The following is an 18,545-nucleotide window of genomic DNA, read 5'->3' on the forward strand; positions in this document are numbered from 1 at the left end:
CGTCCTTATCTCGATTCATCCGGTTTGGAAAGGGGTAATTCACAGCTTGCCGTTCTGAGGGGCTCAGCTGCGCGCTCCGAAGTGTTCTTCGCCAGATCAGTGAAGGGTCCGCTGTTTCATCTGGCCACAAGTATCCCGGGGGAGACGCCCGGAACGGGCGGCGGGGGCAGAGCCCCAAATCTCCCGCGGGCTCAGCCTTGCCAGCGACCACCGAAATCTTCTGGTACCAGAAGATTGTGCGCCCCCAGCGCGCCGACGGTTTTTTCACCGCACAGCGCCATTGTTGTATCAAGTTCCTTCTGAATCACCTCCAGCGCGGTGGTGACGCCTCTCTGGCCCATGGCGCCCAGCCCATAAACGAATGCGCGTCCGATATACGTCCCCCTGGCCCCCAGCGCCAATGCCTTAAGCACGTCCTGACCCGAGCGGATACCACTGTCCAGATGCACTTCGACATCATTGCCGACAGCGTCCATGATTTCGGGCAATACCCGGATCGAGCTGAGCGCACCATCCAATTGACGCCCGCCATGGTTCGACACGACAATGGCATCGGCCCCAAGCTTGGCAGCCATTTTGGCATCTTCCGCGTCGAGTATCCCTTTCAGGATCACCTTTCCGCCCCACTGTTCCATCAGTTTTTCGACTTTACTCCAGTCGAGGGTGGGGTCGAACTGTTCAGCGGTCCAGGCCCCCAGTGAAGACGCGTCCGAGATACCTTGCACATGTCCCACTATATTGCCGAACTCGCGCCGTTTGGCACCCAGCATTTCAATGCCCCAGGCCCATTTGGTCATCAGGTTCGCGATGGTCTTCGCGGTCAGCTTGGGGGGTGCGGACAGGCCGTTCTTCAGGTCTTTGTGCCGTTGGCCCAGAATCTGCAGATCCAACGTAATCACCAGCGCCGAACACCCGGCGTCCTTGGCCCGCTGGATCAGACGGCTGACATAGTCAGCGTCCTTCATCGTGTAGAGCTGAAACCAGAACGGCTTATCGGTGTGCTCGGCCACGTCTTCGATCGAGTTGATCGACATTGTGGAAAGGGTAAAGGGAACACCAAAATCCTCAGCGGCTTTGGCGGCCTTCATCTCTCCGTCCGCATGCTGCATCCCCGTCAACCCGACCGGGGCCAACGCGACCGGCATCGACACCTTCTGGCCGATCATTTCCGAGGCAGTTGAACGCCCGGACATATCAACGGCAACCCGCTGACGCAGGCGGATCTTTTCAAAATCGGAACTGTTTTCGCGGAATGTCTGTTCCGTCCAACTGCCGCTTTCAGCGTAGTCGTAGAACATCCGCGGCACGCGACGCTCGTAAATGCGCCTGAGGTCTTCAATATTGGTTATCACAGGCATGACTCAGACCTCCGAACTTACTGGTTCGTTTTCCTTACCAATGCATGTCAAAGCCTGCAATGATCTGGCCCGGCGGCGGGCAGTCAAAAAAGCCTGCCCCAGAACAGTCTGCGGCAGGCTTTCGAGTGTGTTGTGTTATCTGCCGGATCAGGCGCTATGAGCGCCATCCGACAGGGACTTTACAAAATCCAGAACTTCCTCGACCGGTTTGCCTGCGCCGATCTGGCTGACGATCGCCGATCCGACTACGGCACCATCTGCCACGGACGCGATATTGCGGGATTTCTCGGGCGTATTGATGCCAAAGCCCACGATCACCGGCAGCTCGGTAGCGGCCTTGATGCGGGCAACCTCGGGGGCCACATCCGTTGCCTGCGCCTCGGCCGCGCCGGTGATGCCAGTGATTGAGACGTAGTACACGAAGCCCGAGGTGTTTTGCAGAACGCGCGGCAAGCGCTGGTCATCCGTGGTAGGTGTTGCAAGACGAATGAAGTTCAGCCCGGCCGCCTGAGCAGGCAGGCAAAGCTCTTCGTCTTCCTCGGGCGGCAGATCGACAACGATCAGCCCGTCAATACCGGCATCTTTGGCATCGGCCAGAAAAGCCTCGACACCGCGGCTGTAAATCGGGTTGTAGTACCCCATCAGGACAATTGGTGTCGTGTCATCTGTTTCCCTGAACGCGCGCGCCAGATCCAATGTGCGCTGCAACGTCATCCCGCCGTCCAGCGCGCGTTGACCGGCCGCCTGAATGGTGGGGCCATCCGCCATCGGATCAGTGAAGGGCAAACCAAGTTCGATGATGTCCACACCCGCGCCGGGCAGGCCTTTGACCACGTCGAGCGAGGTGTCATAGTCTGGGTCCCCTGCCATCACATAGGCAACAAAAGCCTTCTTTCCTTCGGCTTTCAGGGCGGCAAACTTAGCGTCGATACGGGTCATCGGATGTCCTTGCAATCGGGTTTGGACCCGTGTGCAGAAACTTTGACCGAAAATCAATCCCGCCAACGCAGGAATAGCTCAGAAGCCCAGATGGTACCGCAGCAGAACCGCGTTTACACCAGGGTTCTCATCATTGGTGCTGGCGTTCGATTTGTGCGTGATCGCAACTGACATTCTGTTGCCGTTGTTCAGGTTATATCCAAGACCCAAAAGGCTGCGGATCTGAAAGTCTCCGCCCAGGTCGTTCTGGTCGTTGCTGGCATTGAAGTACCCCGGCATGACACTGCCTTCGACGAACCAGCGCTCACCCAGAGAATACAGTCCGACCAGCCCCACACCGATATGCGTATCCCCGTCTTCGTCCACAGAAAACGCAGCACCCCAGCCAGCACTGAACCGAGTTGCCTGGTGAAAAGGAGTGTGATGGTACTCGAGAGCGATCAGTGCCTGATCTTCGGACGTCGCCTCGGAAAAATCTGAATACCCGGCACCAAAAACAACCGTCTGAGCTTGGGCTGTAGCAAATGTAGAGACCGTCAGTACGGCTGCAAGAAGTAGTTTTTCCATTATATTCTGCCATTTAATTTGGTCGCGCTATGTTAATTGTTCATCCTACCCTTCGTTTTTCAGGACCGACAAGAACACGATTTGAGAACAATTTCGTGATGTGGCCGAAGGGACTCAAACAAAGTAGCCCCGGCAATCACTTGCGCATTGATGCGGACCTGCATAGAAGCTGCGCTCGTATTCTATGCAGGAGGCCGTTATGGGCTTTAAGATGGGAATTGTGGGTCTGCCGAACGTGGGCAAGTCGACCCTGTTCAATGCGTTGACCAAAACCGCTGCCGCGCAAGCCGCGAACTTCCCGTTCTGCACGATTGAGCCCAATGTCGGCGATGTGGCCGTGCCGGATGAGCGGCTCGACAAGTTGGCCGCAATCGCGTCGTCAAAACAGATCATCCCGACGCGCATGACATTCGTGGATATCGCCGGTCTGGTGAAGGGGGCCTCGAAAGGCGAGGGGCTGGGGAACCAGTTTCTGGCAAATATTCGCGAGGTCGATGCCATCGCCCATGTCCTGCGCTGTTTCGAAGATGGCGACGTGACCCATGTAGAAGGCCGCATCGATCCTGTGGCCGACGCCGAGACCATCGAGACCGAGCTGATGCTGGCCGATCTGGAAAGCATCGAAAAGCGCCGTGCCAACCTGGTGCGCAAGCTGAAAGGCAATGACAAAGAGGCCCAACAGCAGGACCGCCTGCTTGCCGAAGCGCAAAAGATCCTGGAGAGCGGCAAACCTGCACGGTTGGTCGAGGTTTCGGACGAGGATGCCAAAGCTTGGAAGATGTTGCAGCTGCTGACCACCAAGCCGGTTCTTTATGTTTGCAACGTGTCTGAGGAAGAAGCCGCTGAAGGCAACGAATACTCGGCGAAAGTCGCCGAGATGGCTGCCGCCCAAGGCAACTCTCACGTCATCATCAGCGCCAAGATCGAAGAAGAGATCAGCCTGCTTGAAGCGGACGAGGCACAGATGTTCCTTGAGGAAATGGGTCTGGAAGAGCCCGGCCTCGACCGTCTGATCCGTGCCGGGTACGACCTGCTGAAACTGGAAACCTATTTTACGGTCGGCCCGAAAGAGGCCCGCGCCTGGACCATCCGCACCGGCACCGCTGCACCGCAGGCGGCTGGTGTCATTCATGGTGATTTCGAAAAGGGATTCATCCGCGCCGAGACCATCGCCTATGACGACTTCATCGCCTGCAACGGCGAGCAGGGGGCGAAAGAGGCAGGCAAGATGCGGGCCGAGGGGAAAAGCTATATCGTCAAGGATGGCGACGTGATGCATTTCCTGTTCAACACCTGACGCCATTTGCCCTGTGCCGACATCAGGGCGTTTCGTTCAAGCTGCATTGTCGAATCAGCCACCCGCCGTCCGGCTGTCTGTACAAAACGTTGAGAGATGTGCCGTCATCTGTCGTTCCTTCGCGGAAAGTCGCAAGGCACCAGCCGATTTGGCCGTCTATGCCAGCCTGCACGACTTCGATGACTTTGTCCTCGCCACCTTCCTCCAGCCATTCCGCGTGTATTGTTTCAATGGCCGTTCGTCCTTTGGCTGCGGGACCAAAAGGTGAGTATAGCTCTGCGTCTTTGGCGAAAAACGATGCGCACCCAGCTGCGTTTCGGGATCGGTAGCATCCAACATACGCGTCAAACAGTTTTTGAAATACGTCTACAGCGGTCATGCGGTACCTCGCCTTCTTGTTCCCAGCCCCCATTAATGGTGGGCAATCTTATACGACAAAGCACCAGTTTCCGACGCGCCCGCGCTGAAAGACGGTGCTTTCTCTGTGCGGTAATGCAGTTAGAGTGGTCTTTGGCCTGATGTTGGAAATTTGAATCATGATCGAAATCCGCGACCTGCAACTGCTCAGCGCGTTGGCGCGGCACCGCCATTTCGCCAAGGCCGCCGAAGAGTGTGGGATTTCGCAGCCCGCCTTTTCCATGCGCATCCGCAACCTCGAGGATCGGCTGGGCGTGTCCATCGTCCGCCGCGCCAACCGGTTTCAGGGCCTGACCGAAGAGGGCGAGATGATCGTCCAACGGGCGCGGCGTATTCTCGATGACACCAAAGCACTGGAACAGCAGGTGCTGGCCACCAGGGGCGAGATCACCGGCACGCTGATCCTTGGCGTGATACCGACGGCCATCGCCTTTACTGGGCGTCTTACCAAACGCTTTCGGCAAGCCCATCCTCGCATCGTTACGCGCATCGAAACCATGTCTGCCACCGCCATTCAACACCGGCTGGACGAAGGAAGTCTGGACGCCGGGATAACATATGGCGACAGCATCGGGACTGATCTGCGACAGGTGCAACCTTTGTACGAGGAAACCTATGTTCTGCTGGTTCCGTCACACATGACGGACGAAACCGGCCCCTTGCCTTGGGCGCGCGTGGCTGAATTTCCGCTGAGCCTGCTCGAGCCGCAGATGCAAAACCGGCGTATTCTGGATCGTATCTTTGCCGAACAGGGGCTGCACCCGGACGTGGTCGCCGAAACCAGTGGATTTACCGCGTCGATGGTGATGGCACGCGAGGGGCTGGCTGCTACGGTTGTGCCGCGTGTGCTTATTCGGGCACTGGGCGAGTTGCAGGGGACAAAGGTGCTGCCGCTGGTCGATCCGATTGTAAGTAAACCGATCTGTCTGGCCACCCTGAGCCGAGACCCTGAACTGCCAACGGTGCAGGCACTGCGCGCTGTGGTGACGTCTTTACGGTGATAAGATGTCGTTATCGTGCGATTGCAAAAAGCGATTTGACGATATGCTGGCCTGATGAGACACGAGGCCTGGATCGGAGGGCATCATGGCACCATTAGACACCAAGCCATCAGGCGCACCCAAGGGCGTCTGGAAGTCAGGTAAAGGCAAGGGGCGGCACACGCCCAAAGGCCGACAGTTCACGGATGAAGCACAGGCCGAAATTGCGCGCCTGCTGGGCGACCGCCCACGCCGCCGCGACCTGCTGATCGAGTTTCTGCACCTGATTCAGGACACGCACGGCCATATCAGCGCCGACCATATCGCCGCGCTGGCCGTCGAGATGCGGATCGGCCAGGCCGAGATTTACGAGACCGCGACCTTCTATGCCCATTTCGACGTGGTGAAAGAAGGTGAAACACCGCCCCCCGCGCTGACCATTCGCGTCTGTGATTCCCTGTCCTGCGAAATGGCTGGTGCGCAGCAGTTGAAAAAAGCGCTGGAGGATGGGCTGGACCCGTCCGAAGTGCGCGTTCTGCGCGCGCCCTGCATGGGGCGCTGCGACACGGCACCGGTGCTGGAAATCGGGCACAACCATATTGACCACGCGACCCCTGAAAAGGTGCAGGCTTCGATTGCTGCGGGCGACACTCATGCCCATCTGCCCGACTATGAGACCTTCGCGACCTATGTCGAGAACGGCGGTTACGCCAAGCTGAAAGAGCTGCGCGAGGGCGGCGACTGGGAAGCGGTTCAGGAACAGGTTCTGGCCTCGGGTCTGCGCGGTTTGGGCGGCGCAGGTTTCCCGTCGGGCAAGAAATGGGGCTTTGTCCGCATGAATGACGGCCCGCGCTATCTGGCCGTGAACGGGGACGAGGGCGAACCCGGCACCTTCAAGGATCGCTACTATCTGGAACGCACGCCGCATGTTTTCCTCGAAGGGATGCTGATCGCCGCCTGGGCGGTTCAGGCAGAGACCTGCTTTATCTACATGCGTGACGAATATCCAGCCGTTCTGGAAATCCTGCGGCGCGAGATCGCGGCTTTGGAACAGGCCGGGATCGTCGAGAAAGGCTATATCGACCTGCGCCGCGGCGCGGGCGCTTACATCTGCGGAGAAGAATCCGCGATGATCGAGTCGATCGAGGGCAAAAAGGGCCTGCCGCGTCATCGCCCGCCCTTCGTGGCGCAGGTCGGCGTATTCGGCCGCCCGACGCTGGTGCACAACGTGGAAACGCTCTACTGGGTGTCCAAAATCTGCCGGGAAGGTCCGGAGATCCTCAATTCGGTTGAAAAGAATGGCCGCAAGGGGCTGCGCAGCTATTCGGTCTCGGGCCGGGTGGCCAAGCCGGGCGTTTACCTGCTGCCGGCAGGGTCGACCATTCTTGACGTGATTGATGCAGCCGGGGGCATGGCCGAAGGTCATGTGTTCAAGGCGTATCAACCGGGCGGGCCGTCGTCAGGTCTTCTCCCCTCCAGCATCGACGACGTCCCGCTCGACTTTGACACACTACAGCCGCTGGGCACCTTCATCGGGTCTGCTGCGGTTGTGGTTCTGTCCGATCAGGACACGGCCCGTGATGCGGCGCTGAACATGCTGCGGTTCTTCGAGGACGAAAGCTGTGGCCAGTGCACGCCCTGCCGGGCGGGCTGCGAAAAGGCGGTGAAGCTGATGCAGGCCGACAAGTGGGACACCGATCTGCTGGAAGATCTGTGCCAGGTGATGGGCGACGCTTCGATCTGCGGTCTGGGGCAGGCGGCCCCGAACCCGATCCGTCTGGTCATGAAACACTTCGCTGAAGAAATCTGAGGGAGACAGAGCCATGCTTGATGCAAGCCCAAACAAGACCGTCACCTTCAACCTGAACGGCGATGACGTCACCGTGCCCGAAGGCACCACCATCTGGGAAGCGGCCAATGGCCGTGGACTGGTGATCCCGCATCTGTGTCACAAACCGGCGCCGGGCTACAAACCCGATGGCAACTGCCGCGCCTGCATGGTCGAGGTCGAGGGCGAGCGTACGCTGGTCGCCTCGTGCATCCGTCCGGCGGTTGACGGGATGGTGGTGAAAACCGACACCGACCGCGCCGAGAAATCGCGCTCCATGGTCATGGAACTGTTGGTGGCCGACCAGCCCGAGCAGCCGCACGATGCCTCGAGCCATTTCTGGGACATGGCCAAGCTGAACGATGTCAGCGACAGCCGTTTCCCGGCGAAAGAGCCCGAGAAGATTCCGCTGCTGGATGACAGCCATGTGGCGATGCGGGTCAATTTGGATGCCTGCATCAACTGCAACCTCTGCGTCCGCGCCTGCCGCGACGTACAGGTCAATGACGTGATCGGCATGGCCGGGCGCGGGCATACCGCGCAGGTGGTGTTCGACCAGAACGACCCGATGGGGGCCTCGACCTGTGTGGCCTGCGGTGAATGTGTTCAGGCCTGCCCGACCGGCGCTCTGATGCCCGCCACCGTGCTGGACGACCAGCAGCACGGCGACAGCAAGGATTACGATTCCGAAACCGAAAGCGTCTGCCCCTTCTGCGGGGTGGGCTGCAAGGTCAGCCTCAAGGTCAAGGACGGCAAGGTCAAATATGTCGAGGGCATCAACGGCCCCGCCAACGAAGGCCGTCTGTGCGTCAAGGGCCGGTTCGGGTTCGACTATATCCACCACCCGCATCGCCTGACCAAACCGCTGATCCGGCGCGAGGATGCACCGGCAAAAGGTCTGAACGTTGATCCCGGCAACCTGTCGACCCATTTCCGCGAAGCGACCTGGGAAGAAGCGATGGATCTGGCGGCCACCAGACTGATGGCCCTGCGCGACCAAGACCCGCGCAGCGTTGCGGGCTTTGGCTCGGCCAAATGCACCAACGAAGAGGCCTATCTGTTCCAGAAGTTCATCCGTCAGGGTTTCAAACACAACAATGTCGACCACTGCACCCGTCTGTGCCATGCGTCGTCTGTGGCCGCTCTGATCGAGAACGTGGGCTCGGGCGCGGTGACGGCGACCTTCAACGAGATCGAGAATGCTGATGTGGCGATCATCATCGGCGCCAACCCGATCGAGAACCACCCCGTCGCGGCGACCTATTTCAAGCAGTTCGCCAAGCGCGGCGGCAAGCTGATCGTGATGGACCCGCGCGGTGTCGGCATGCGCAAATTTGCGGACGAAATGCTGCAATTTCGGCCAGGTGCCGATGTCTCGATGCTGAACGCGATCATGAACGTGATCGTCGAGGAAGAGCTGTATGACAGCCAGTACATCCACCGCTGGACCGAGAACTGGGAGGCCGAGAAGGAGCATCTGCGCCAGTTCACCCCCGAGGCGATGGCGCCGATCTGCGGCATCGAACCGGATCAGCTGCGTCGCGTTGCGCGCACCTTTGCGCAAGCCAAGGCTGGTCTGATCTTCTGGGGCATGGGCGTCAGCCAGCATATCCACGGCACCGACAATTCGCGCTGCCTGATCTCACTGGCCTTGATGACCGGGAATGTCGGCAAACCCGGCGCGGGTCTGCACCCTCTGCGGGGCCAGAACAACGTGCAGGGCGCATCAGACGCCGGCCTGATCCCGATGTTCCTGCCGGACTACAAAACAGTTACAGATGACGGCATTCGCGCGCAGTTTACCAATATCTGGAAATCGGACGATTTCTCGAACGAGAAGGGTCTGACCGTCACCGAGATCATTGACCAAGCCTATGCGGGCAACATCAAGGGCATGTACATTCAGGGTGAAAACCCGGCTATGTCCGACCCGGATGTTGGCCACGCTCGTGAGGCCCTGGCCAAGCTGGACCTGATGATCGTGCAGGACATCTTCCTGACCGAAACCGCGAACTATGCCGACATCATCCTGCCGGCCTCGGCGCTGTACGAAAAGAATGGCACGGTGTCGAACACCAACCGTCAGGTGCAACGTGTCCGTCCGGCCGTGGCGCCTCCGGGTGAGGCGCGCGAGGATTGGAAGATCACGGTCGAACTGGCGCAGCGCATCGGGCTGAACTGGGACTACTCCGATGTGTCCGAGGTCTTTGCCGAGATGAAACTGACCATGGAGTCGCTTGACAATATCACGTGGGAACGGCTGGAAAACGAGACGATCACCTATCCGTCGCTCAGCGAAACCGATCCCGGCCAGTCTATTGTGTTCGGCGATGGTTTCCCCCGCGCGGGTGGTAAAGCAAGGTTCACTCCGGCCAATGTCATCCCGCCTGATGAGGCGCCCGATGATGAATACCCGATGATTGCCACCACCGGCCGTCAGCTGGAACATTGGCATACCGGTTCAATGACCCGCCGGGCAAAGGTTCTTGACGCGGTCGAGCCAGAGGCCAATTGCTCGATGAACCCGCGCACGCTGAAGCTGATGGGGATTGAGCCGGGCGAAATGATCCGCCTGACCACGCGTCGTGGTTCGATTGAAATCATGGTGCGCGCCGACCGGGCCATTGCCGAAGACATGGTGTTCATCCCGTTTGCCTATGTCGAAGCGGCGGCGAACATCCTGACGAACTCGGCCATCGACCCCTACGGCAAGATCCCCGAGTTCAAATTCTCGGCCATTCGTGTCGAAAAGATCGAGGATGCGATGGCAGCGGAGTAAGATCGCGGCCAGACTGAACAAGGGCGGCCTCTGGAAGGGGGCCGCTTTTTTCTTTGCTGCGCCGTCGTTCAAACGATTGCCCCATCTGACTTGCCCCGGCAATTCGTCGGGTTTTAAATTGGCCGCGGCACCACGCAAATTTCCGCGCTGGCGATTGCATCGCTACCACCAACGAAATCGGAATCAGGCGTCGACAAGACAATTTGAACACCCGTCACCTGCTCGTGCGACATGAACGGGAGGCTCAACTCGGTTTCTTTTTTGACTGTTGGTCAGTAGTCACGCTCGAAGAACACACCCACGCCCGTCTCTCCTCGGCCATCGACCGTACCGCGCACCGTGAAATTGTCCGTGACATCGAGGTTCAGGTTCACTTCGGTGTCACCTTCGGTGTTCACGGTGAAGTCCGTATAGAGGTTTTCACCCAGGTACGCGCCCGCGCCCAAACGGCCCGCGCCGCTTTCCGAAGCTCCTATGTCGACCGTGTCGACTCCGGTGGAGTCGCGGAGACCTTTGGTTGCATCCCCTCCCGCACCGCTAAGCTGCGCCAGTGATGCTGCCATTTGCGCGATCAGGAAAGGCGAGATTTCTGAAAACCGGTTCCCGAACAGCAACATTGCCAGTGCTTCTTCAGCCGGACGTTCGGGGTCGGAAAACACATTGACCTCAGGTGAATCCAGCGGGCCGGCTATTTCGATCGTTGCGGTGCCGTCAGACGTGCTGGCTGAAGACTCGAACTCGATATACGGGGTCAGGTCGCCCTGCAACGTGACGATCCCCTTGGTCAGTGCCAATCTGCGGCCCAGAATGTCGAAATTCCCCCGGATCAGTTCGATCTGACCGGACGGAACGACAGAGGCAGTGGTGCCGCCGATGAAAATTCGACCACCCAGTTCAGCGTTCACCCCGCGCCCTCTGACGAAAACCGCTTTGGGTGCAAGCAGGCTAATATCCAGCGCAATACGGGATGCGCTTTTCTCCGATCCTTCGGTCACGACCAATCCGGCCCGCTCTCGGGTGACGAAACCGGCGCGACTTTCGTTGATGTGCTGGATGTCCGGGATAGGTGCCGCGCCTACCGCGCCGGACGCGGCGGCAAGGTTGATGTTGGTTTCGTCAAACGTGATCTGACCGGCAAGCGAACTGTTTCCGGCCAACGCCCCGGTCATGGCAATCTGACCGTTCAGGGTGGTTTCATACAGCAACCGGTCTGTCAGCACCAGGTTGTTCAGGGTGGTGGTAATCTGGGCGTTGAACGGAGGGGTCAGGTCAACAGGCCCGTTGACGGTAAAGTTGCCGCCCGCCCGAACTCCGCCATTCAGTGTAATGTTTGCGCGACTTTGCGCCAGATCCACCTGACCACTGATCCCGGTAATGGTCTGACCAGCACCCGGAATGGCAAGGGATGTGCCCGAAGTGGTGACCGAACCGCTCAGCGACGCCAGCGCCGGAGCACCTTTGAGTGCCAGATCGAAGCGCGCCGACCCGTCGATCTTGTTGGGTGTGATGAAGACATTCGCGATCCCAAGGTTGATGCCGCCCTGTGCCTTCAGATCCGCCTGACTGCTGGTTTCATCAAGAGTGCCGGCCAACGTGGTGTCTATGTCGGCAGGCCCTTGCGCCTTGGCGTCAATCGTCCAGACACCGTTATCGCGTTTGGCCGTTCCCTTTGCTGCCACAGTGCCGGGAAATTCGGGAACGAACCGCTCGATCCGGTTCAGTTTGGCGTCAAAATCCACATCAGCCGAGCCATTCTGGCCGACCGTTCCTTGAAGGCTGGCGTAAGAGCTGTCAGGCCCGTCCAGGCGAGCAGTGCCTTCCAGTCCAGAGCCGGTCGGAGCGACGTTCCCGCTCAGGTTCAGCGGGCCGGACAAGGTTTGCGACAGACGGGCAAGGTCATCCAGTTTGGCGGAAAAGTCCAAACCGCCGGCGTCTCGGTTCAGCTTGCCCGATGCATTCGCTGAAAGGGCGGTTCCAATCAGTTGGAACGTACGGATATCCAGGCCTTCATCGTTGTTCATCGCGTCCACGGTCAGGTTCGTTCGCCCCTGGATCAGGTCGTCAACGGCGTCGATCCCGGTTTTGAAATCGTCCGCCGCCAAATTGCCTTTTACGTCGAACGCTTTGCTGCCGACTGCGCCCTTGCCGGCAATATCCGCACGGATCGCCCCTGCCAGATCGCGTTTTGCAAGGCTTGAAAACGGTGACAGGTCCGGGATGTTCAGATTGACCTGCCCGTCAATGGCAAGGGCTTTCCTTGGATCGTCTATGGTAACAGAGGCCTTGGCGGTCAGGGCTGAACCGTTCACCGATGCGTCGCGGATAACAATCTGTTCTTGGCTCAGCGCACCGTCGAACGTGATCTCGTTGCGACCGACCAAAAGCGGGTCGATCTCGGTTAGACCGGTTTTGATATCCCGGCCCGATACGCTGGCCGTTCCGTCAAACTCCAGCGTCTGAACGGTTCCCTTTCCGTTCAGCTTTGCTTGCACCGCACCCCCAAGCTCGCGGTCGGCAAGGCCGGAAAACACGGACAGGTCCCGGGAATTGACCGTCGCCTGACCATCAATCGTCACGTTGCCATCAGGGGTCGTTACCGTGCCGTCGGCCTGGGCGCGCAAGGTATCACCGATCAGGGTGAAATCTCGGATGGTTACGCCATCTGCACCGCGCCTGGCGTCGAGCGTTACTGTTGTATTGCCCTTGATCACCGGATCGATGTCATCACGCCCGGTCGAGAGGTCGGTTCCTTCGACCTCCAGTGTGCCGTCGAAACTGCCTTCCAGTGGCGAGCCTTGACCGTTTAGACGGGCCGAGACCTGGCCTCCCAGCTCCAGTTGGGCCAGTTCCGAAAACCGGGACAGATCCGCGGCTTCCAAAGTGGCGGTGCCGTCGACGGCCAGACCGGTGGACAGGCCGCTGACCAATGCGTCGACGCCCAATTCGTAATCCGCACCAACCAGTTCGAGACCGGTCAGGTTCAGGGATTGGTCACTGCCATATTCGAAAGTGCCATCCAGAGTGACGAGGTCGCCAATTGCTGCATTCAGGGCCTTGTCCGCCAGGTCAATACCGTCCAACGCGGCCTGCAGGTTGCCATTGATTTTTAGCACTGCGCCCTGTTCGAGGGTCCCGTGAGCAGTAATTTGCGCGCGCTCCAAATCAACCTGCTCGGCCTGCACGGCGTTTGCAGTCAGGCTCAGATCCCAATGATTGCCGTTTTTTTCGTCGTACAGCGCTGAAATCTGTGCTGCTCCAACGGACGTGTCACCGCCCGAAGCTGGAAGAGTTACCCTTTCACCCTCCGGCGGCGTTATGCGTCCTTGCAGGGCTGCGAGTTGCAATCGCCCACCTGCCGCCAACTGTAACTGGCCTTTCAGGTTCAGTGCTTGTGACGAGATCTCAAGCTCGTCAATTTCCAGCGCACCTTCAGGTTGGGTTCGCCCATCCACATAGAGCTGTGTTTTGGCACCGAAAAACGTATCCATTTCTTCAGCGACAAAAGGTGTCAAATCACCGCCGAGATCGGCAGTAAACGCAATGCCCTCTTCCGCGCTGGCCGCGGCAGTCGGGGCCGAGCGTAACCGAACCTGACCCGTCACCCGAGGCTGACCATCGCTGCTGAGACCGATATCGGCCGTAAAATCGGTCACTGGTCCGGATCCTTTCGCTGTCAGCGCGATAGGCGGGGTATCCGGCATTTTAAGAGCGGTCGAGATCAGGCCGCCCGCTGCCTCTGTCACCTGAAGGTCAAGATCAATTTGGCTGTTTGAATTCTGAAAGCCCGCTGTCAACTTGATTTCATCACCTGCCCGGTCCAGCCGTGTGATATCAAGGTTGGTGTCCAGCGTCCCGTCGGCCAGTGACAGGTTGCCACTAACCGCCAGTTCTGCGGCCACTCCGATCAGGGGCTCGCCCAAAGCCAACTCGTCGATGCGAATTTCACCGATTTCGATGGCAACCGGCAGTTCAGGCAGTTGGAAGCCTTTTGCCTCTGCGGTTGGCGGCGGCGTGTCTTTGGTGGTGGTGCCAGGCGCGCGGGCAACGTCGATCTCTTGCGCCGTCAGGGCATTGACCGAGAACCGCCCACGGATCAAAGCCAGTCGGTTCCAGTCAAGTTCGGCATCTTTTATGGTCAGCCAGACCCCTTCGTCATCGGCAACGGTGATCTCGGCAATCGTGGCACGTGAACTCAGTGCACCTTGCAGACCTTTGACAGTAACGTTCTGATCCTCGCCCGACAGGGTATCCTGCAGGAACCGCTCGATCATGCTGCCGCCTTCGTCCTCCTGCGGATGTCCGGCCACAGGCACGATTGCCAGCGCGCCGATCAGCAGAGGATATGAAAGGTACCGTCTCAAAATGCCTGTCCTATCCCGATATAGAACTGTAGCCCGTCCCCGGTGGGACCGCTGACAGGATAGGCCAGATCAAGACGCAAGGGGCCAAACCCGCCCAGATCGTATCTTACGCCGATACCGGCGCCCGAGTGATCTTCTTGCGCGCCGCTGCCGACAAAGGAAGACGTATCGACGACACCGTAGTCATAAAACCCGACCAACGACAGGCTGTCAGTAACCTTGCCACGGATCTCGCCGGACAAGCCAATAAATGACTTGCCGCCCGCGATGCCGGTCCCGACCGGAATGCCAAGGCTTTCATAGGGTTGCCCGCGAACGGTTCCCGCACCGCCCGAGAAGAACAGAAAGTCAGGCGTGACGCCATCGGCAGGTGGGCCAATCACGGATCCCAGCTGCGCGCGACCGGCCAAAACGATCCGCCCCCCTGTCCCCAGGCTTGTATAGGCCCGCCCATCAAAGAAAAGGCGGAGGCCGGTATCCGTACCGGATATTCCGACAAAGGGCATGACTTGCGAGTCCAGATAGAATCCGCGTGTGGCGCTGACTTTGCTGTCGCGTTTGTCCCATTCAGACCGGAAGGGCAGGATGAAATACCTGAACTTGCGACCAGTGCCATATGCGTCGTCGGCGTCTGACAGCTGAAACCCGGCGGATGCCTCGGCATATAAGTTGTCGGAAAAAGTGCGGCGCGCACCATAGGCCAGCGAAGCCACCGTTACATTATAGTTTTCCGTGTTGCGGCGTTCCAGCAGGGCGCTCCAGAAGGTGTTGTCATCCGGGCCAAGCCGGTCAGGTTGATCCAGACGCAACCCGATCCGGCCATCAATATCCTCTGCACCGCCAATATTTCGAACCGCCACTTCGAAGCGCAGACGTTCTGCGCGCCTGAACATATTGCGATGGGTCCACGTCGCGGTCACATCAACACCATCGCGAGAGGCCAGTTCGACACCAAAGGTCAACCGACGTTTGGGCAGGTCTTCGAACGTGGCGTCGAAATCCAGTGTGCCATCGGGGTTTGGAGTCTCTCGTTCCTGCAACGAGACCACGTTGAACGTGCCGGTCCGGCGCAACCGTGTTCCCACCTTCTGGATTTTCTCAGGGGAATAGACCTCTCCACTTGGGAACCCGGCGATCTTTTCGATGGATCTGTGGCGCACATCTGAATCGCCCTTGATGAACATCTTGCCAAATGTCAGCCTGCGCCCGGGATCAAGGTCGATCTGGGCATCCAGACGGGCTTGGGCGTGGCGCGCGATGATTGTCTGACCCGCAATTCCGGCTTTTGCGTGACCAGCGTTCCTCCAACCCTGAACACCGGCCGAGGAGGCCTGTTGAATGGCACCGGTCGTCGCCAGTTTCCCGGGGGCAAAATCCTCGGGGAGTTCGGTTTCAGGGGCCAGGGGCTTGACAGTGGCGGTGCCGAATTTGAAGCTTGGCCCGGTTTCAACGGTAATCGCAGCACGGTTTATTTGTGCAGGCACCGTGAGAGAGCTCAGCTCGGCCGCTTCCTGTCCATCAAGCTTGATGCTGACGACCGGGCTGAAATACCCTTCGTCGTAAAGGATTTGCACGATCGTACGGTAATCCGACAAGGCTGCCGAGAGGATTTCAAGCGGGGTGTCGAGGCCGCGTTCCTCAGCAGTGGTTACCGAGGATGTCTCCTTGAGGCGATCAACCAGTTCTTTCGATGCGCCGGGGGCCGAAAGTGAGGTTTCCAGTGCCGCCAGCGTGGTTGGGGCCAAAGTCACAACTGTGGCCATCAGCCAGCGCCCCAGACGGCATTGCCGCTTGCTCCTTTGCATGAATTGCCCCAACTGTCCCAAATCCAGTTCTCTTGTCCGTGTCGTGCACGGCCCTTTGAATTCAGGTTAGAGCATCTGAAAGCGGATGGGGAAAGGAATTATACATGAGACGAGAATTTTTTCGGCCAAATCGTGTTGAGGTTGCCGCCCGGCTATTCGGCTGCCATAAGGCGGGCCACGTCCAGCATTCGCGCCGAGAAGCCCCATTCGTTGTCGTACCAACCAAAGACCCTGACCTGATTTTCACCCACCATACGGGTCTCGGGCCCGGCAACAACCAGCGATTCAGGGCGGGACCGCAGGTCGGACGAGACCAGTGGCAAATCAGTCCAGCCAAGCACTGGGGATGCAGCAACGGCCTGCTTCAGGGCTCGATCGAAGATCTCGGCGCTCATACCGCGCTGCAATGTGACCACGAGGTCCACGGCTGACACACTTGCCGTTGGAACGCGGACAGCCGCGCCCGAGATACGCCCGGCCAGATGCGGAAGGACGACATCGATAAGGTGCATCGCGCTCGATGTGGTCGGAACCATCGACAGCGCCCCAGCCCGAGAACGGGCAAGGTCGCCACGCGGCGCATCCACCATCGGTTGGCTGTTGGTATAGCAGTGGATGGTGGTCATGTGCCCCGATGCAACACCGCCGATATCGTCGATGACCTTGACCAGTGGCACCAGCCCATTTGTGGTGCAGGATGCGTTTGACACAATCCGGGCGCTGCCCAACTGGTCTGCGTTCGCACCCAGAACGATGGTGACATCAGCAGCGGGGGAGGGGCCTGAAATCAGTACTTTGCCTGCGCCCGCAGACAAACCGCGACGCGCAACGTCCGAACTGCGGGCGATACCCGTACAATCCAGCATGACGTCAACGCCCGACAGATCAACGCGGGACAGATCATCGCTGTGGGTCATGGGAATTGAGTGCCCATCCACGATCAGCGCGGCGTCCCCTGCGGACACATCGCCGGGATAGGGACCAAATGTGCTGTCGTATTTGAACAGGTATGCACAGGTGTCCAGCGGCGCGATGTCATTGATCAGCACCAACTCGATATCTGCCCCTTCCGGCAGGGCCAGAACCTGCCGCAGGATCGTGCGGCCAATGCGGCCGAATCCGTTAATCGCGAGTTTCATGCGCAAGCTATGGCAGGCCGGTCGGGCGACCTCAATGCCTGATCTGACGCCGTGTCAGTTGCAGCTGACCTGCGAGAAAAACTGGCCCGAGATGTTCTGATACATGCTGGCCACGATCGGTTTGCACCCGGTTGCCTGCTGAATCGCGGCAATGGCCTGAACGGTGCGCAGGCGCGGTGGCGGACCGAATGGGTTGAGGTTGTTGTTGTCACGCGTGGCGCGATAAACGACCGGCGCGTCGGAAACCTGTGTCACCGCCCAGGTGCGGCTCATGACGAACACGGATTTGGTTTCTTCCTTGGCCGAGATGGGGGATGCAAAAAGGGCCGCGGATGAAGCGAGTGCTGCGACGGCCAGCAGGGCAGGGCGTAGTTTCATGGAACAATCTCCAATGCTCAAAATCAGAATTTACTTGGATTTCAGCAAATTCCGGCCCGCCTGTGAAGCCCCAAGGTCAGAAATTTGCGACGCCACCCCGTCGGAAAGGTGTTACCGGCGAGCTGTGGGCAATGGCAAATGTCGGTTGCAGTCCCTGTGCCGCCAATGCCCGAACCACCCCGGATCGCCCGCGTTGCCGGCTTGCGAACAAAAGTCTCGCAGACAGGTCTTTCCGGGGTGTTTTGAAGGTTCGCGTCAGGGGCTTGGCCCTGCCGGATTAGAGGTATAACCTTGACCACAAATGATTTCAGCTCTGCGAGGCCGCCATGAATGCCCCATGTTTTACCGCCATCGCCGCATGCGGCATTTTATTGATGAGCACTGTGGTCGAGGCCAAGCCCCTTTCTCGAATCATAGCCGAGATGGGGTTGTCTCCGGCAGATTTCGAAGTGGTCAACGCAGCCTCGAACGCGCTTTTGACCAGCGGTACGCCTTCCGTGGGCCAGGAACGGTCATGGAAGAATGACGACACGGGTTCCAAGGGGACAGTCCGGGTGCGATCGGTACAGGGAAATTGCGTTGGTCTTCAGCATGTGATTCAGCCGGAAGGCGGTGATCAGAGCAGGGAAATTCGAACCCGCCGCTGCAACGACGGCAACGGCAATTGGATCCTTACGCCCTGATTATCAGCTCAGAA

The 18,545-nt window shown here is 59.0% G+C and carries 13 protein-coding genes; 5 read left to right on the top strand and 8 right to left on the bottom strand.

Annotation, left to right across the window (positions count from 1 at the left end; translation table 11 throughout):
• Positions 1-191: 191 nt before the first annotated feature.
• From GOW56_RS08460 to GOW56_RS08470, 3 genes are all read right to left on the bottom strand, one after another.
• Positions 192-1,358, bottom strand: coding sequence for an alpha-hydroxy acid oxidase (locus GOW56_RS08460; protein ID WP_171205606.1), 1,167 nt, complete (start codon positions 1,356-1,358; stop codon positions 192-194).
• Between the two features lie 147 nt (positions 1,359-1,505).
• Positions 1,506-2,297 (bottom strand): tryptophan synthase subunit alpha, encoded by a 792-nt coding sequence (gene trpA / locus GOW56_RS08465; protein ID WP_171117431.1) that lies wholly within the window; start codon positions 2,295-2,297, stop codon positions 1,506-1,508.
• Positions 2,298-2,375: 78 nt separating this feature from the next.
• On the bottom strand, positions 2,376-2,864 hold the full coding sequence (locus GOW56_RS08470) for an acyloxyacyl hydrolase (RefSeq protein ID WP_171117433.1): 489 nt from the start codon (positions 2,862-2,864) through the stop codon (positions 2,376-2,378).
• A 199-nt stretch (positions 2,865-3,063) separates the two neighbouring features.
• Between GOW56_RS08470 and ychF the strand changes: the two genes are divergently transcribed.
• Positions 3,064-4,161 carry a redox-regulated ATPase YchF gene (ychF, locus tag GOW56_RS08475; protein ID WP_171205607.1) on the top strand — a complete coding sequence of 366 codons (1,098 nt, stop codon included), beginning with the start codon at positions 3,064-3,066 and terminating at the stop codon, positions 4,159-4,161.
• A 22-nt stretch (positions 4,162-4,183) separates the two neighbouring features.
• Here the strand turns inward: ychF and GOW56_RS08480 are convergent, their stop codons facing one another.
• Positions 4,184-4,540 (bottom strand): nuclear transport factor 2 family protein, encoded by a 357-nt coding sequence (locus GOW56_RS08480; RefSeq protein ID WP_171205608.1) that lies wholly within the window; start codon positions 4,538-4,540, stop codon positions 4,184-4,186.
• A gap of 157 nt (positions 4,541-4,697) precedes the next feature.
• Between GOW56_RS08480 and GOW56_RS08485 the strand changes: the two genes are divergently transcribed.
• The 3 genes from GOW56_RS08485 to fdhF all read left to right on the top strand — a co-directional run bounded on the left by GOW56_RS08485 (position 4,698) and on the right by fdhF (position 10,165).
• Positions 4,698-5,579 carry a LysR family transcriptional regulator gene (locus tag GOW56_RS08485; protein WP_152457190.1) on the top strand — a complete coding sequence of 294 codons (882 nt, stop codon included), beginning with the start codon at positions 4,698-4,700 and terminating at the stop codon, positions 5,577-5,579.
• Between the two features lie 85 nt (positions 5,580-5,664).
• Positions 5,665-7,368: an NAD(P)H-dependent oxidoreductase subunit E gene (locus GOW56_RS08490; protein WP_171205609.1), complete on the top strand. Its 1,704-nt coding sequence runs from the start codon at positions 5,665-5,667 to the stop codon at positions 7,366-7,368.
• Between the two features lie 13 nt (positions 7,369-7,381).
• A complete protein-coding gene (gene fdhF, locus GOW56_RS08495) occupies positions 7,382-10,165 on the top strand; it encodes a formate dehydrogenase subunit alpha (protein ID WP_171205610.1) in 2,784 nt (927 codons plus the stop codon).
• A 272-nt stretch (positions 10,166-10,437) separates the two neighbouring features.
• Here fdhF and GOW56_RS08500 read toward each other — a convergent pair whose 3' ends face one another.
• The 4 genes from GOW56_RS08500 to GOW56_RS08515 form a co-directional block, all read right to left on the bottom strand.
• Entirely contained in the window at positions 10,438-14,526 is a 4,089-nt protein-coding gene (locus GOW56_RS08500) for a translocation/assembly module TamB domain-containing protein (protein ID WP_254447185.1), read from the bottom strand.
• Positions 14,523-16,331 carry an autotransporter assembly complex family protein gene (locus GOW56_RS08505; protein ID WP_171205611.1) on the bottom strand — a complete coding sequence of 603 codons (1,809 nt, stop codon included), beginning with the start codon at positions 16,329-16,331 and terminating at the stop codon, positions 14,523-14,525. Before GOW56_RS08505 ends, GOW56_RS08500 begins: the two co-directional genes overlap by 4 nt.
• A gap of 152 nt (positions 16,332-16,483) precedes the next feature.
• Positions 16,484-17,470: a type I glyceraldehyde-3-phosphate dehydrogenase gene (locus tag GOW56_RS08510; RefSeq protein WP_171205612.1), complete on the bottom strand. Its 987-nt coding sequence runs from the start codon at positions 17,468-17,470 to the stop codon at positions 16,484-16,486.
• Between the two features lie 54 nt (positions 17,471-17,524).
• Positions 17,525-17,848: a hypothetical protein gene (locus GOW56_RS08515; RefSeq protein ID WP_170344942.1), complete on the bottom strand. Its 324-nt coding sequence runs from the start codon at positions 17,846-17,848 to the stop codon at positions 17,525-17,527.
• Between the two features lie 326 nt (positions 17,849-18,174).
• Here GOW56_RS08515 and GOW56_RS08520 point away from each other — a divergent pair, with 326 nt between their 5' ends.
• Positions 18,175-18,531 carry a hypothetical protein gene (locus tag GOW56_RS08520; RefSeq protein WP_171205613.1) on the top strand — a complete coding sequence of 119 codons (357 nt, stop codon included), beginning with the start codon at positions 18,175-18,177 and terminating at the stop codon, positions 18,529-18,531.
• The last annotated feature ends 14 nt before the right edge of the window (positions 18,532-18,545 follow it).

It is taken from the genome of Ruegeria sp. HKCCA0235A (assembly GCF_013033235.1).
In the GTDB taxonomy this organism is placed as follows: Bacteria; Pseudomonadota; Alphaproteobacteria; order Rhodobacterales; family Rhodobacteraceae; genus Ruegeria.

What these genes read in the sequence shown, in the direction of transcription:
- GOW56_RS08460 (WP_171205606.1), bottom strand. Translation starts at nt 1,358, where the DNA reads ATGCCTGTGATAACCAATATTGAAGACCTCAGGCGCATTTACGAGCGT.
- trpA (WP_171117431.1), bottom strand. Translation starts at nt 2,297, where the DNA reads ATGACCCGTATCGACGCTAAGTTTGCCGCCCTGAAAGCCGAAGGAAAG.
- GOW56_RS08470 (WP_171117433.1), bottom strand. Translation starts at nt 2,864, where the DNA reads ATGGAAAAACTACTTCTTGCAGCCGTACTGACGGTCTCTACATTTGCT.
- ychF (WP_171205607.1), top strand. Translation starts at nt 3,064, where the DNA reads ATGGGCTTTAAGATGGGAATTGTGGGTCTGCCGAACGTGGGCAAGTCG.
- GOW56_RS08480 (WP_171205608.1), bottom strand. Translation starts at nt 4,540, where the DNA reads ATGACCGCTGTAGACGTATTTCAAAAACTGTTTGACGCGTATGTTGGA.
- GOW56_RS08485 (WP_152457190.1), top strand. Translation starts at nt 4,698, where the DNA reads ATGATCGAAATCCGCGACCTGCAACTGCTCAGCGCGTTGGCGCGGCAC.
- GOW56_RS08490 (WP_171205609.1), top strand. Translation starts at nt 5,665, where the DNA reads ATGGCACCATTAGACACCAAGCCATCAGGCGCACCCAAGGGCGTCTGG.
- fdhF (WP_171205610.1), top strand. Translation starts at nt 7,382, where the DNA reads ATGCTTGATGCAAGCCCAAACAAGACCGTCACCTTCAACCTGAACGGC.
- GOW56_RS08505 (WP_171205611.1), bottom strand. Translation starts at nt 16,331, where the DNA reads ATGCAAAGGAGCAAGCGGCAATGCCGTCTGGGGCGCTGGCTGATGGCC.
- GOW56_RS08510 (WP_171205612.1), bottom strand. Translation starts at nt 17,470, where the DNA reads ATGAAACTCGCGATTAACGGATTCGGCCGCATTGGCCGCACGATCCTG.
- GOW56_RS08515 (WP_170344942.1), bottom strand. Translation starts at nt 17,848, where the DNA reads ATGAAACTACGCCCTGCCCTGCTGGCCGTCGCAGCACTCGCTTCATCC.
- GOW56_RS08520 (WP_171205613.1), top strand. Translation starts at nt 18,175, where the DNA reads ATGAATGCCCCATGTTTTACCGCCATCGCCGCATGCGGCATTTTATTG.